Source organism: Xanthomonas euvesicatoria pv. euvesicatoria (genome assembly GCF_020880415.1).
In the GTDB taxonomy this organism is placed as follows: Bacteria; Pseudomonadota; Gammaproteobacteria; order Xanthomonadales; family Xanthomonadaceae; genus Xanthomonas; species Xanthomonas euvesicatoria.
In genome coordinates, this window is record NZ_JAJIUJ010000021.1 from 38569 (window position 1) to 50812 (window position 12244).

14 protein-coding genes are annotated in these 12244 nt (G+C 66.5%); all 14 read right to left on the reverse strand.

What is annotated here, in order from left to right:
- Positions 1–241 precede the first annotated feature (241 nt).
- The gene (nagA, locus tag LN450_RS03165) at positions 242–1396 is read right to left on the reverse strand and encodes an N-acetylglucosamine-6-phosphate deacetylase (RefSeq protein WP_011346379.1); all 1155 of its coding nucleotides are present in this window, start codon (positions 1394–1396) and stop codon (positions 242–244) included.
- Between the two features lie 2 nt (positions 1397–1398).
- Complete coding sequence (locus LN450_RS03170) at positions 1399–2427, reverse strand: SIS domain-containing protein (protein WP_011346378.1); 1029 nt, start codon at positions 2425–2427, stop codon at positions 1399–1401.
- A 6-nt stretch (positions 2428–2433) separates the two neighbouring features.
- Positions 2434–3501, reverse strand: a complete 1068-nt coding sequence (locus LN450_RS03175; RefSeq protein ID WP_003482633.1) for a LacI family DNA-binding transcriptional regulator — start codon at positions 3499–3501, stop codon at positions 2434–2436.
- Between the two features lie 40 nt (positions 3502–3541).
- Positions 3542–4819: a sugar MFS transporter gene (locus tag LN450_RS03180; RefSeq protein ID WP_008576740.1), complete on the reverse strand. Its 1278-nt coding sequence runs from the start codon at positions 4817–4819 to the stop codon at positions 3542–3544.
- A gap of 43 nt (positions 4820–4862) precedes the next feature.
- A complete protein-coding gene (locus LN450_RS03185; protein WP_008576739.1) occupies positions 4863–5585 on the reverse strand; it encodes a GntR family transcriptional regulator in 723 nt (240 codons plus the stop codon).
- Positions 5586–5982: 397 nt separating this feature from the next.
- Positions 5983–6693 carry a type II secretion system protein N gene (gspN, locus tag LN450_RS03190; RefSeq protein WP_011346376.1) on the reverse strand — a complete coding sequence of 237 codons (711 nt, stop codon included), beginning with the start codon at positions 6691–6693 and terminating at the stop codon, positions 5983–5985.
- Positions 6694–6698: 5 nt separating this feature from the next.
- Complete coding sequence (gene gspM / locus LN450_RS03195) at positions 6699–7175, reverse strand: type II secretion system protein GspM (protein ID WP_011346375.1); 477 nt, start codon at positions 7173–7175, stop codon at positions 6699–6701.
- The gene (gene gspL / locus LN450_RS03200) at positions 7172–8260 is read right to left on the reverse strand and encodes a type II secretion system protein GspL (protein ID WP_011346374.1); all 1089 of its coding nucleotides are present in this window, start codon (positions 8258–8260) and stop codon (positions 7172–7174) included. The genes gspM and gspL overlap by 4 nt, the downstream gene beginning before the upstream one ends.
- A complete protein-coding gene (gspK, locus tag LN450_RS03205; RefSeq protein WP_011346373.1) occupies positions 8257–9246 on the reverse strand; it encodes a type II secretion system minor pseudopilin GspK in 990 nt (329 codons plus the stop codon). The genes gspL and gspK overlap by 4 nt, the downstream gene beginning before the upstream one ends.
- Positions 9246–9848, reverse strand: coding sequence for a type II secretion system minor pseudopilin GspJ (gene gspJ, locus LN450_RS03210; RefSeq protein WP_011346372.1), 603 nt, complete (start codon positions 9846–9848; stop codon positions 9246–9248). The genes gspK and gspJ overlap by 1 nt, the downstream gene beginning before the upstream one ends.
- A complete protein-coding gene (gene gspI / locus LN450_RS03215) occupies positions 9845–10225 on the reverse strand; it encodes a type II secretion system minor pseudopilin GspI (protein ID WP_011346371.1) in 381 nt (126 codons plus the stop codon). Before gspI ends, gspJ begins: the two co-directional genes overlap by 4 nt.
- Entirely contained in the window at positions 10209–10673 is a 465-nt protein-coding gene (locus LN450_RS03220) for a GspH/FimT family pseudopilin (protein ID WP_039418263.1), read from the reverse strand. The genes gspI and LN450_RS03220 overlap by 17 nt, the downstream gene beginning before the upstream one ends.
- Positions 10674–10730: 57 nt before the next feature.
- The gene (gene gspG / locus LN450_RS03225; RefSeq protein WP_011346369.1) at positions 10731–11195 is read right to left on the reverse strand and encodes a type II secretion system major pseudopilin GspG; all 465 of its coding nucleotides are present in this window, start codon (positions 11193–11195) and stop codon (positions 10731–10733) included.
- Between the two features lie 28 nt (positions 11196–11223).
- Positions 11224–12244, reverse strand: a 1021-nt coding sequence (locus LN450_RS03230) for a type II secretion system F family protein (protein ID WP_228884948.1), incomplete at its 5' end; no start/stop codon positions are given.

A 12244-nucleotide genomic window follows, 5' to 3' on the forward strand; every position in this document is an offset into this window, starting at 1 on the left:
GCACGGTGCCAGCGTCCGGCGCAGTTCCCTTAGCCGGGCAACAGCACTTGCACCTCATGTGCTGGCGGCAACGAGCGCGTTTGTCAGGCGAGCAAGGCGAAGCATGCGGCATGCGCCGATTCAATGCGCATTGGCCGCTGCACGCCCCTGCATTTCAAGGATCAAACACAACACGCGCGCCGCATCACGCAATGCGGCGCGCACGATGCGTAGATTGACCAAGTCGTGTTGTCAGCGGCACCTAATCGCGCTGCCCAGCCACCCACGTGCTCAACACCTGCACATCGTCATCCACCAGTACCAGGTCGGCTTGGTAGCCAGGTGCGATGCGTCCCAGGCGTTCGCCCAGGCCAATGCATTGCGCGGGATAGGTGGAAGCCATGCGCGCAGCTTCGGCCAGGTCCACACCCAGCCAGCGCACGCTGTTGCGCACCGCTGTGGCCATGTCCAATGCAGAGCCGGCGAGCGCGCCGTCGGCGTTGCGTACCACGCCGTCCACGGCGGTGATGGTTTCGCCGTAGAGATCGAAGCTGGCGCTGTCGCTGCCGACCATCGGCATGGCGTCGGTGACCAGCAGCAATTTACCGCGTGGCTTGGCCGCCAGCGCCACGCGCAGGCTGGCCGGATGCACGTGCACGCCGTCGACGATGACGCCGCACCACACGTTGGGGTCTTCCAGCGCTGCGCCGACTGCATTGGGTTCGCGGCCAGCGAGCTGGGACATCGCGTTGTACACGTGCGTGAAGCCGCTGACGCCGGCGGCAATGCCCTCGCACGCCTGCTCGTAGGTGGCCGCAGTGTGGCCGGCGAACACGATCGCGCCACCGGCAACGAAGGCACGAATATCGTCCAGCGGCACGCGCTCGGGTGCGAGCGTGATCAGGGTGACGCCGTTGTCCAATGAGGTATCGACGGCAATCTCGTGCGCGTCCGGCACGCGGAATTTGCCTGCGTCGTGCGTGCCCTTACGCGCAGGACTCAGGTACGGGCCCTCCAGATGGATGCCGAGCACTCCGGGCACGCCTTGTGCGATGGCCTGGCGCGTGGCATCGATCGCCTCGGCCATTACCTGCGCGGTATCGCTGATCAAGGTCGGCAGCATGCCGGTGGTACCGAAGCGGCGATGTGCGGCCGCAATGGTGGCCAGCGCCTGCGGGTCGCGTGCGTTGTTGAACAACACGCCGCCGCCGCCGTTGACCTGGATGTCGATAAAGCCCGGCAACAAGGTGGCGCCGCCCAGATCCACGCGCGTGTGCGCCTGCGCAACGCGCGCATCGTCGGCCGGCACGATCGCCTGGATCTGCGTGCCAGCCAGTACCACGACCAGGCCGTCCTGCAATCCGTTGTCGGTGAGCACGCGTGCATTGCACAGTGCCTGAGTCGCGAGAGCGTGCATGATCAGACGGTTTCCGTGACCTTGTTCAGATGCGGCGGAAGATCGGGATTGTTGCCGCGCTGCAGCGCCAGCGCATTGATCGCGCGATAGAAGCTCTGCACGGTCAGCAGCGGCGCGCAAGCCGGGTGCGCGGCCTCTGCCAGCGGCAGATCGCCACCGGGCGCGGCCAGCCACACCTGCGCGCCACGCGCGCGGAATTCTTCGGCCAGTGCGCGGGTGCCGGCACCGGTTTCGTCGGGCTGTGCGAAGACCAGCACCGGGAAGCCCGGCCCCACCAGGGCCATCGGCCCGTGCTTGACCTCGGCCGAACTGTAGGCTTCGGCGTGCAGGCCGCAGGTTTCCTTGAACTTCAATGCTGCTTCCTGCGCTGCGCCCAGGCCCAGGCCGCGGCCGAGCACGAACAGGTTGTGCGCAGGCACCAGGCCGGCGGTGAGCGCCGACCAATCGGCCTGCCACGCGCTGCGCAACTGTTGCGGCAATGCGTCGAGCGCGGCAAGCAGGGCCGGGTCGTTTTTCCACACCGCGACCAGATGCAGGACCGCGGCCAGCGAGGCAAGATAACTCTTGGTGGCGGCCACACTCTTTTCCGGGCCTGCGCCCAGCGGAATCACCACCTCTGCCAGTTGCGCCAGCGGCGAATCTTCCACGTTGACCAGTGCGACCACGCGCGCGCCGGCCGCCTTGGCCGCTTCGGCATTGCGCAGCAGGTCCGGGCTCTTGCCCGATTGCGAAATCACGATGTACAGCGCGCCACGCAGCTGCAGCGGCGCTGCATAGACCGAGCCCACCGATGGCGACGCAGATGCGGTGACGATGCCGAGCTGGGTTTCGAACAGGTACTTGGCATAGGTGGCCGCATGATCGGAGCTACCGCGCGCGCAGGTCACCACGAACGGCGGCGGCGTCTGGCGCAGCGACTGCGCGAGCGCGGCGATGGTGTCGGCATTACGCGCGAACTGTGCAGCCACCACATCGGCGGTCTGCGCCGCTTCGCGGAACATCAAGGTCTCGGTTTCGGAGGGAAGGCTCATCGTGGCTCAGGCAGATTCAGGAGGAAGGGGTTTGCCGGTGGACGCGGGCGCCGGCGCGGTGGAGCCGCGCACCACCAACTGCGGCACGAAACCACGGCTCTGCAATTGCGCCGGTTGGTCGTCGTAGGCGTCGCTGCGCAGCTGGCTGATCAACAAGCGTGCGGCGTGCCGCGCGATGTCATCGGTGGCCTGTTTGGCGGTGGTCAATGCCGGCCACGACTGGCGCGAGAACGGGCTGTCTTCGAAACCGGCGATCGACAATTGATACGGCACGTTCATGCCGGTGGACTTGGCTGCGGCCAGCACGCCTGCAGCGATCTCGTCGTTACTGCCGAAAATGGCGGTGGGCGGTTCGCGCAGCGACAACAGCCGGCGTGCGCCGCGGAAGCCATCGTCGAAGGTGTAGTCGCCGGGAATCACCAGGTGCTTGTCCAGGCTGATGCCGTAATCCTTCAATGCCGCTTCATAGCCGGCGTAACGCTCGCCGCTGGAGCGATGTTGCGGGCCGCCCCACAGGAAGCCGATGCGTTGATGGCCGAGCTGGATCAGGTGCTCGGTGATTTCATAGGCGGCATCGCGGTCGTCGATGTACACGCACGGGCCGTCGCCGGGGTCGTCGGTGGAGGCGATGATGCGCACGCTCTTGATGCCGCGCGCGGCCAGACCGGCCAGCAATTCCGGGCGTTCGGACATCGGCGCGGTCAACACCACCCCGGCCAGGCGCGAGCGCTGCACCCATTCGGCCAGTTCTTCGGCCAGCAACGGCGAGGTGGAATCGCAGGGATGGATCTGCAGGCCAAAGCCGGTTTCCCGGCACGCGGCCAGCACGCCGTTCTGGATGCCGATGATGTGGTACGGGTTGGGGTTGTCGTACACCAGGCCGATCACGAACGGCGTGCCGCTGCGCAGATTGCGCGCGGACGGGTCGGGTTCGTAATCCAGGTCGGCGATGGCGCGCAGCACGCGCGCGCGCGTGGCCTGCATCACCGACGGCTCGTTGTTGATCACCCGCGACACGGTCTTCAACGAGACCTTGGCGCGTTCGGCGACATCTTTGATGGTGGGCCTGCGCATGGAGGTACCTTGTCCGTCGGAACGCATCATGCCGCCGCGATCACTTGGCCTGGGCCGGCAGGCCCACGCGATGACCGCGCAGCGAATAGAACAGAATGTACAGATAGCACGGCACCATCAGCGCAGCGAACACGACCTGGAAGTCGTAATGCTGCTTGAGGATGGCGAACAGCTGCGGAATGATCGCGCCGCCGGCTATGCCCATCACCAGCAGTGCCGAGCCGATTTCGGTGAACCGGCCCAGTCCGCGAATGGCCAGCGGAAAGATCGCCGGCCACATCATGGCGTTGGCAAAGCCAAGCGCGGCGACGAAGCCCACCGACACGTAGTTGTGGGTGAACAAGGCACCGAGCGAGAACAGCACGCCCAGCACCGCCGACACGCTCAGGTAACGCGCCTGCGAGATCACGCGCGGAATCAGTACCAGGCCGGCGATGTAGCCCAGCAACATCGCGCCCAATGTGTAGGAGGTGAAGATCTTGGTGCTGTCCAACGGGAGATTGAAGCCGTGCCCGTAGGTGCCGATGGCATCGCCGGCCATCACTTCCACGCCCACATAGACGAACAGGCACAGCACGCCCAGCCACAGGTGCGGGAACTGGAAGATGCTGGATTTCTGCACGCCACCGGTCGCGCCCGGCGTGGCGTTGGCCTCGGAGGGCTTGAGCTCGGGCAATGGCGAGAACAGCACGCCGATGGCCAGCAGCAGCAGGACGCCGGACATCACCAGATATGGCGCGTGAATCTTGGCGGCGAAGGCGGTGAGCAAGGCTTCCTTGGTCGCCGCATCGGCGCTGGCCACCTGAGCGGACAGGTCGCCGATACCGTGCAGCACCAGCGAGCCGATCAGGATCGGCGCCAGGATGCCGGCGATCTTGTTGCAGATGCCCATCAAGGCAATGCGGCGCGCGGCACTTTCGATCGGCCCGAGAATGCTGATGTACGGGTTGATCGCCGTCTGCAGCAAGGCCAGGCCGCTGCCGATGACAAACAAGCCGCCGAGTGCGCCCGGATACCAGCGCTGCGTGGCGAACTGGCCGAAGCCTGCTGCGCCCACGGCCATCACCACCAGGCTCAGCGCCAGGCCTTTCTTCATGCCGGTGCGCTTGAGAATCCACGACGAGGGCAGCGCCAGGAAGAAGTACGACAGGTAGAACACCATCAGCACCAGGAACGCATTGACCTCGTTGAGGTCGAACGCCAGCCGCACGAAGGTGATCAGCGGCCCGTTGATCCAGGTGAAAAAGCCGATGATGAAAAACAGCACGCCGACGATGGCGATCGAGACAACGGGATTTGCGGGCCTGGCAGTAGTCATGGATCGGCTGGCTCTGAAGTTGTCGTGGGGGAGGCCGTTGGCGTCAGCGGCGCAGTTCGGCGACGAAATCGTAGAAATCGTTATGGCAATAGGTGTCGGTCAATTCGATCGCGCTGCCGTCGCGGGCGTAGCCCACGCGCACCACGTGCAGGATCGCCTCGCCGGTTTTCATGCGCAGATGCTCGGCCAGCCGCGCGGGCAGATTGATGGCGCGGAAGTACTGCAGCGCGCGCACCACCGGCGTGCCCTGGGCATCGAGATAGCTGTAGAGCGAATCGCCGATCTGCTGCGGGTCGGTGACGATGCGCTGCGGCAACACCGCGTGCTCATAGGCCATCACGCGGTCGTCGGCGCTGCGCAGACGCGTCAGCGAGGCCACCGCCGCATCCGGCGACAAGCCCAGCCGCAGGATTTCTTCGCCATGCGCCGGGCGCAGCCGCCGTTCCAGCCAGCGCGTCCCGGGTTCATAGCCCTTGATGCGCAGCGTCTCGCTGAAACTGGTCAGGCCGCTGAGCTGATGCTGGATCTGGGTGGTGACAAAGGTGCCGGCGCCCTGCCGGCGCGAGACCAGGCCTTGTTCGACGAGCACATCCACCGCCTGGCGCAGGGTCACCCGCGAAATCTGCAGGCGCTCGCACAGCTGGCGCTCGGCCGGCAGCGCCTCGCCAGCTTTCCACTGCCCGCCACGGATGGCGTCGCTGAGCTTGGCGGCCAATTGCAGATACAGCGGCGTCGGCGCGGAAGCCTCCAGCGCCAGCGCGTCCATCCTGGGGTCGTCGTCCGTCCTGGCATTGGTTCTCGGTTTGGCCACTGCCTGTCCTCCGGACCGACTTGGATTTGTTAGGTCCAATATAGTACCAATTTGCCCAGCGCGCATCAGACCGCGTGCAATCGCGAAAGCGCCGGATCGGCGACGCATCGGGCCGCGGCAGACCGGCTGCACTCCTTCGGCCGCCAAAGTGCAGGCGTGCCGGAGCTGCTATGCAGGTTGCGTGCGCGCTGACGAATGCCGTAACCACTCGCCACCGCGCCATGACGACAGGTTTGTCGACGGATGCCCCGGCGTGTCGCTTAATCGGCCGCGATGGATGCGCCAGCGGCGCCGCGCGCAGGCGCATGGTGCATAAAACCGGCGCTATGGCGCGCAGCCAGTCACATCGCCACTAGCGCAATTGACCGTGGTCGTTGCGCACCATCCCGCGCTCCGGCGTGGCGGCGAAGCCCAGCAATTGCAGGCCGACGCCCAACACCGCGTCCTGCGCCGGATCGACACGCGACTGCAGCTGCCAGCGTCCGTCGGGCCACAGTTGCAGCTGTGCTTCGGCCTGTACGCCGGCGGGCAATGCGGTGTCGGGCAGCAAGGTCAGCACGGCGGTGTGATCCACGCACGCCGGCTGCCCGGACAAGCGCAGCGGCGGCAGACCGGGCAGCTCGCCCGCGCCGCTTGCCAGCACTTGCAGGCTGACCCGCCCATGCGCCTGCACGCAACCGGTGGCATCGAAGAGCAGATCCACCTGCTGCAGCTGCAACGCCAGATCGATCAGCGCCACGCCACCGGGCTGGCGCACCAGCAGTTGGCCCTGTGCATTGCGTATGCCGCGTTGCGCGCCATCCACCAACCGCAGGTGCAGCTGTGTGGACTGCAACTGCACCTGGCGTTCGCCACGCACCAGCGACCAGAGCCGCGGCCGCACCGCCACATCGCCGAAGGCGATGCCTTGCCATTGCACCTGCCGCAACGTGCCGGCCCAGATCGGGCCCTCCACATCCAGCACCGAGAACGGCAGTCCCTCGCGCGGCAGCACCAGGCGCAACGGGACAAATGCCAGCAGCGCGACCCCCACCATCGACACCAAGAGCAAGGCCCAGCGCATGCGTGTCACGGTTCCGATTCCGCAAACCCGCAGCGTACGCGGAGTTGGCCCTGCTCGCGTGCCACGTGCAGTTGGGTCGGCGCCAGGCCGTGCGCCTGTCGCAACCGCTTAAGCCAGCCGAACAGCGTGGCGGCACTGACGGCCTCGATCTGCACCTCCACCCCGCCTGCGGCGCTGCGCTGTTGGGAGGTGATGTTGACGCCGGCATCGCGTGCGCTGCTTGCGATGATCTTGGCCAAGGCCGCTGGTCCCGGTGCGGCGGTGTGTCTGGTCGATGCCGCCTGTGCAGATGCATCGAGCACCAGCTGCGCAGCGTCGGCATAGCGCGCCCAAGCCCGGTCATGCCAGTGCCGCAATGGCATATAAAGCGCATACCAGCCCACGAATGCCGCCAGTGCGGCGCACATCACACCCAGCATGCGCCGCTCACGCGGCGCCCGTGTCTGCCACCAGTACGTGCCGCGTTGCACAGATGTCTTCATCGCAATGGCTCCAGCGCCAACGGTGTCCGCATGCGACCGTCTTCGACCTGGCTGCTGCCGGGATCCACGTGCCAGCCGGCATCCGCAAGCCGCGCCGAGAGCTGCTGCAGGCTGGCGTCATCGGTGTGCAGCAAGGTCGCGCGCAACGGCTGTGCGGCGTTGTAGTCCAGCTGATCCAGTTCTGCCGCTGGAAGGGTATCGACTGCGCCGAACAAGGTGCTCAGTTGCACCGCCAGGCGATCGGTCGCCGTGCCGGCCTGCCGACGCGCCTGCAATGCGGCCGGCACCGCCGCTGCATCGCGCACACCCAACTGCGTGGCGGCGCAGGCCTGCAGGACACGCGCACCGATCTCGTAGCGCAAGGTCTGCGCCAGCAACAGCACCCCTGGCGATAGCAGCAGCAATGCGGCCAACACCGCCAGACGGCGCGGAGCGCGCCGTTGCTCAGCAGCGGCCTTGTTCGCGAACGGGTGCTGCAGGAGATCGATCGGCACGTGGGCAGCATTGCGCGCAAAGCAGGCAATGGACTGCGTCGGGTCGGGCACCGGCGGCACGGCCGGCACACGATCGCCCAACAGCAGACGCGCCGCCTCTGGCTCCAGGCTGCAGGCCAGCTGTGCGCCGCGGATCAGCCATCGGCCGTCCCAGTGCATCACCGCGACCGTCGCATCGGCACCGGGCTCCAGCAGCAGGCAATCCGGCACCACCGCATCGGGAACGAAGCCCAGTTGCGTTGCGCGCGCCAGCCAGTGCTGCATCACCACGCTGTCCACTGCGGCGACCAGGCGCGTGCCATCGGCCTCAGCGCCAGCGGCGATCACCACATGCAAGGCCTGCGCGTCGACAGCCAGATGCTCGGCCAATTGCAGGCGCGCAGCGGCCCGCGATTGCGCAATGCTGCGGCCAGGCAAACTCAACCAGCGCAGATGGACATCCACACCCGGCACCACCAGGAGGTTGCGCGTGGATGGCCCAGGCGGCGTGGCGGCCTGACCCATCGATTGCACTTGCCCCTGCGCATCCACACGCACTGCAGTGGCTTGGGCGGCGGCATCGGCTGGCAGCAACAACAACGTGGTGGTCATTGGTCAGAACTCCATTGGCGCGCGACCAGTCGGACCCGGCCGGCCGTTTCCTGTTGTAGCAACGCTTCCAGCATGACCTGCGCGCCGGCATGGTCGACCTGGCTGTAGAGAGAGAAGTAGCGGGTGCGTAGTTCGAGCTGTTCCAATACCGCATTGGACAGCTCGGCCTGCATCAGCGCCGGCTGGCTGAGAAACATCCTGACATCGCGCCATCCTCCAGCCGGCCGTGCAGCGATAACGCGTCGCGCGGCCGGCAGCTCCAGCGCTCCTCCGGTCAACGCCACCAGCACCGGTGCATCGTCCAGGCGCAGCGTATTGATATTGATCGGCGACAAGCGCCCCTCCGGCAATGCGCAGAGATACGGCTGCAGTTGCGCGATCAATTGCGGCGTGTAACCGGCGATGGCGCGCAGTTCGCTGACGCCTGCCAGCAAGGTTGCACCGGTACGCCGCGGCACGGCGACCTGCAGGTAGCGGTCGTCTTCGGCGCCGTGCACGCCCGGCTGTGTGTCGGAGTCGATCCAGTCCACCAACGCGTCGGTCAGCGCATGTGCCTGTTGCGGGGCGATGCCCAACACCTCGAGCAATGCGCGATATTGGCGTGCTCCCTCATCGCTACGCTGCCATTGTTCGGGCGCACCAACGACCACGCTGTTGAGATTGAAGCAGCCGCCGCGATCGCGCAGGCGCACGCTCACCGCACCGTCGTCCAGCGGAAAGCGGACCGGCTGGTTGTTCCAGCCGCCGTCCAGCGTGGTGCGCAGCGGATCCCGCTGGGACAGCGCCTGCAAGTGCTGCCACGCAACGGCCTCGCTGCCCAGGGCGTACCACTGCGCCTGCGTCATCGCCTGGCCATTGCCGCTGCGGCGCAGACCAAAGCGCAGGTCTTCCAGCACGGCCGCCATCAGCAAGGTCATCACGGCAACCAGCAGCAATACCGTGAGCAAGGCCACGCCGCGTTGCCTGGCAGGTACGTGCAGTGCCATCACGTGCGCCCTTCCGGCAACAGGAACAGTTGGCGCACGCGCCCCCAGTGCTCCAGGTCCAGCTCCAGTGCGACCGCGTCAGGCAATGCTTCAAGCCCGCCGCTCCAGCCATCGCTCCACTGCGCCCGGTAATGGAATGCCACCGCCACCGAACGAACGCCGCGCAACAGTACCTGCGGCGTGCCAGCTGCCGCGCCGTCGAGCGCAGAGCGTGCGCTGCGCTCCAGCCGCCCATCCACGACGCGGTACTCCACGTATTGCAGCGACGCACGCGGTGCCTGGTCCGGATTGCTCCAGCCACGTCGCACAAACCCGAACAAGGGCCCGTACGTTCCGGGCGCACTGGCGACAAATGCACGGCGTGCGGCGCTGCCCTCGCTGTTGCGGGTGCGGCGCACGGCCGCCTGCTGCAGGTCGCTGCGCAGCAGGCCATGGGCCAGTTGAAAGTCGCGAATCTGTTGCAGCCGCGCGCGCACGGCATCGCGCTGGTCGATGCTCTGCCGCATCACCACCACCGCAGCCGCGGCCACCAACGCGAACACCGCCAGGGCCACCAGCAATTCGATCAAGGTGAAGCCACGCGTGCGTTGCTTGCCGATCATTCGGCGCTCCGCAAGACATTCAGACCGGCAACTTCCTGCGCCTGGCCTGCGGGGCGCACGCGCACCTCGATTTGCACCAAACCTGCCGCGCCGGCCGGCCTCGACTGGCGCTGCCACTCCCAGCTGCGCCCGCCGAGCACCACCTGCCCATTCGCCGGCGCGCGGATCGCGGCAGCTGGCGCCAGCGTCGCCTCAATCGCCTGATTTTCCGCCACCACCGCGGCCAACGCGTGCTCCTCCAGCACCACGGCGGTGCGGGTACTCTCGCTGGAAAGGTTCAATAGGCCGACCACCGCTATGCCGAAGATCGCCAGCGCGACGATCAATTCGAGCAGCGAAAATCCACTTGATGCGCGTGCATTAGCGAGATGGCGCATCGACCTGCACCACGCCTGCGGCATCTACCACGATCTGCATCTGTTGCCGGCCATCGCCCAACGCGATGCGCTGCGGTGTGGCCGCACCGGTGGGGTCGAAGCGCACACTTATGTGTCTGCTGTCGGCAGGCAGCTGCGCCTGGATGTCCTGCGGCCAGCGGACCGCGGCAAATGGCGCTAAATCCAAGGCAACCCACTGCTGCTGTGCCTGACGACGGAAACCATAGCCGCCGGCATCAATGCTGACCTCCACCATGCGCAAACTCATGATCGCCTCGTCGCGTGCATGCATCAGCGCGCTGGCCAGGGTGTCGGCATGATCGTGCAGATCGCGCCGCGTATCCGGCAAGGTCATCACCGCCAACGTGCTGGCCAGCGCGGCAATGACCAACACGGCAAGCACCTCGAGCAAGGTGAAGCCACGCGCGCATCGGTTCGCCACGCGCATCGGCATGCGCGATGAACACCGCCTTGGAGGGCCCAGCATTGCAGACACGGCCGTCACTCAGCGCCAGTTGCCGATATCGGCATTGTCGGCATCGCCACCTTCGGTACCGTCTGCGCCAAACGAGTACACGTCAAAGCCGCCATGGCGGCCGGGGCGCCGGTATTGGTATGCATGGCCCCATGGGTCCTCCGGCAACCGGCGGATGTAACCGCCCTGCCGATAGCGCTCCGGCCGCGTCAATCCGACCGGCGGGTTGAGCAAGGCTTGCAGCCCTTGTTCGGTGCTTGGGTAGCTGAGATTGTCCAGGCGATAGGTTTCCAGCGCCTGCTCCAATACCGCCACGTCGGCGCGGGCTTTTTCCACCATCGCGCGATCCTGGCTGGGCATCACATTGATCATCACCACCGTGGCGAGCAGGCCGATGATGACGATGACCACCATCAGTTCGACCAGGGTGAAACCACGGCTGCGTCGATGTGCCGTCAGCGAGCCAAGGCGTGCACGAGGGTGGATGGACTGCATGACGATCTCCATGGATAAGCGGACGCGCTCAACCAAGCGCGAGGGTGTTGAATTGCAGGATGGGCAGCAGGATCGACAACACGATCACCGCCACCACGCCGCCGAGCAGCACGATGATGGCCGGCTCCAACAGGCTCATCGCGGCGGCGGTAAAGGTCTCGAATTCGCGCTCCAGGTAGTCGGCGGCACGCTCCAGCATCGGCGCCAGGCGTCCGCTGTTTTCGCCGCTGGAGGCCATGTACAGCAGCGTTGGCGGAAACACCCCCGCGCGCTTCATGGCCGCGGCCAGGCTGCCGCCTTCGCGGATCGCGGTGACCATGCCGTCGGTGGCCAGACGCAACGCGCGGTTGTCCACGGTGCGTGCGGCAATCATCAGCCCCTCCATCAACGGCAAGCCGCTGTTGACCATGATGGCCAGGGTGCGCGCCATGCGCGCGGCGTGCAGATCGCGGAGCAACCGGCCCAGCAGTGGCGCACGCAGTAACGCGCGGTCCGCCGTCAGGCGCAGTGCCGGGCGTTTGAGCAGCTGCAACGCCGCAACCACCGCAATCACCAGCGCGATCAGCAGCGGGATACCGGCATGCAGCAGAAAATGCGACACGCCGATCACCGCGCGCGTCAGCCACGGCAAGGCACGGTCCATCGAATCGAACTGGTCCACCACCTTGGGCACCACGAAGGTCATCAGCACGATCACCACCGCACCGGCCGTCGCTGCCAGCGCCGCCGGATAGACCAATGCAGACTGCAACTTGCTGCGCACCTGTGCCTGGCGTTCGAGCAGATCGGCCAGTCGTTCCAGCACCTGCGGCAACGCACCCGCGCTTTCGCCGGCGGCCACCATCGCCCGATACAACGCAGGGAACGCCTTGCCCTGGCGTGCCATCGCATCGGACAGGCGGAACCCTTCGACCACCAATGCATGCGTCTGACTGGTGACCCGACGCACGCCGCGGCGTTCGGACTGGATGCCGATGGTGCGCAAGGCCTCTTCCAGCGGTGCGGTCTCCACCAGCGTGGCAAGCTGGCGGGTGAACAGCACCAGATCC

Excerpts from the sequence above, each read along its gene's own strand:
- gspM (WP_011346375.1), bottom strand. The coding sequence starts at position 7,175 with ATGAAGACATCTGTGCAACGCGGCACGTACTGGTGGCAGACACGGGCG.
- gspG (WP_011346369.1), bottom strand. The coding sequence starts at position 11,195 with ATGCAGTCCATCCACCCTCGTGCACGCCTTGGCTCGCTGACGGCACAT.
- LN450_RS03185 (WP_008576739.1), bottom strand. The coding sequence starts at position 5,585 with ATGGACGCGCTGGCGCTGGAGGCTTCCGCGCCGACGCCGCTGTATCTG.
- gspN (WP_011346376.1), bottom strand. The coding sequence starts at position 6,693 with ATGCGCTGGGCCTTGCTCTTGGTGTCGATGGTGGGGGTCGCGCTGCTG.
- gspL (WP_011346374.1), bottom strand. The coding sequence starts at position 8,260 with ATGACCACCACGTTGTTGTTGCTGCCAGCCGATGCCGCCGCCCAAGCC.
- nagA (WP_011346379.1), bottom strand. The coding sequence starts at position 1,396 with ATGCACGCTCTCGCGACTCAGGCACTGTGCAATGCACGCGTGCTCACC.
- gspK (WP_011346373.1), bottom strand. The coding sequence starts at position 9,246 with ATGGCACTGCACGTACCTGCCAGGCAACGCGGCGTGGCCTTGCTCACG.
- LN450_RS03180 (WP_008576740.1), bottom strand. The coding sequence starts at position 4,819 with ATGACTACTGCCAGGCCCGCAAATCCCGTTGTCTCGATCGCCATCGTC.
- gspJ (WP_011346372.1), bottom strand. The coding sequence starts at position 9,848 with ATGATCGGCAAGCAACGCACGCGTGGCTTCACCTTGATCGAATTGCTG.
- LN450_RS03175 (WP_003482633.1), bottom strand. The coding sequence starts at position 3,501 with ATGCGCAGGCCCACCATCAAAGATGTCGCCGAACGCGCCAAGGTCTCG.
- gspI (WP_011346371.1), bottom strand. The coding sequence starts at position 10,225 with ATGCGCCATCTCGCTAATGCACGCGCATCAAGTGGATTTTCGCTGCTC.
- LN450_RS03170 (WP_011346378.1), bottom strand. The coding sequence starts at position 2,427 with ATGAGCCTTCCCTCCGAAACCGAGACCTTGATGTTCCGCGAAGCGGCG.
- LN450_RS03220 (WP_039418263.1), bottom strand. The coding sequence starts at position 10,673 with ATGCGCGTGGCGAACCGATGCGCGCGTGGCTTCACCTTGCTCGAGGTG.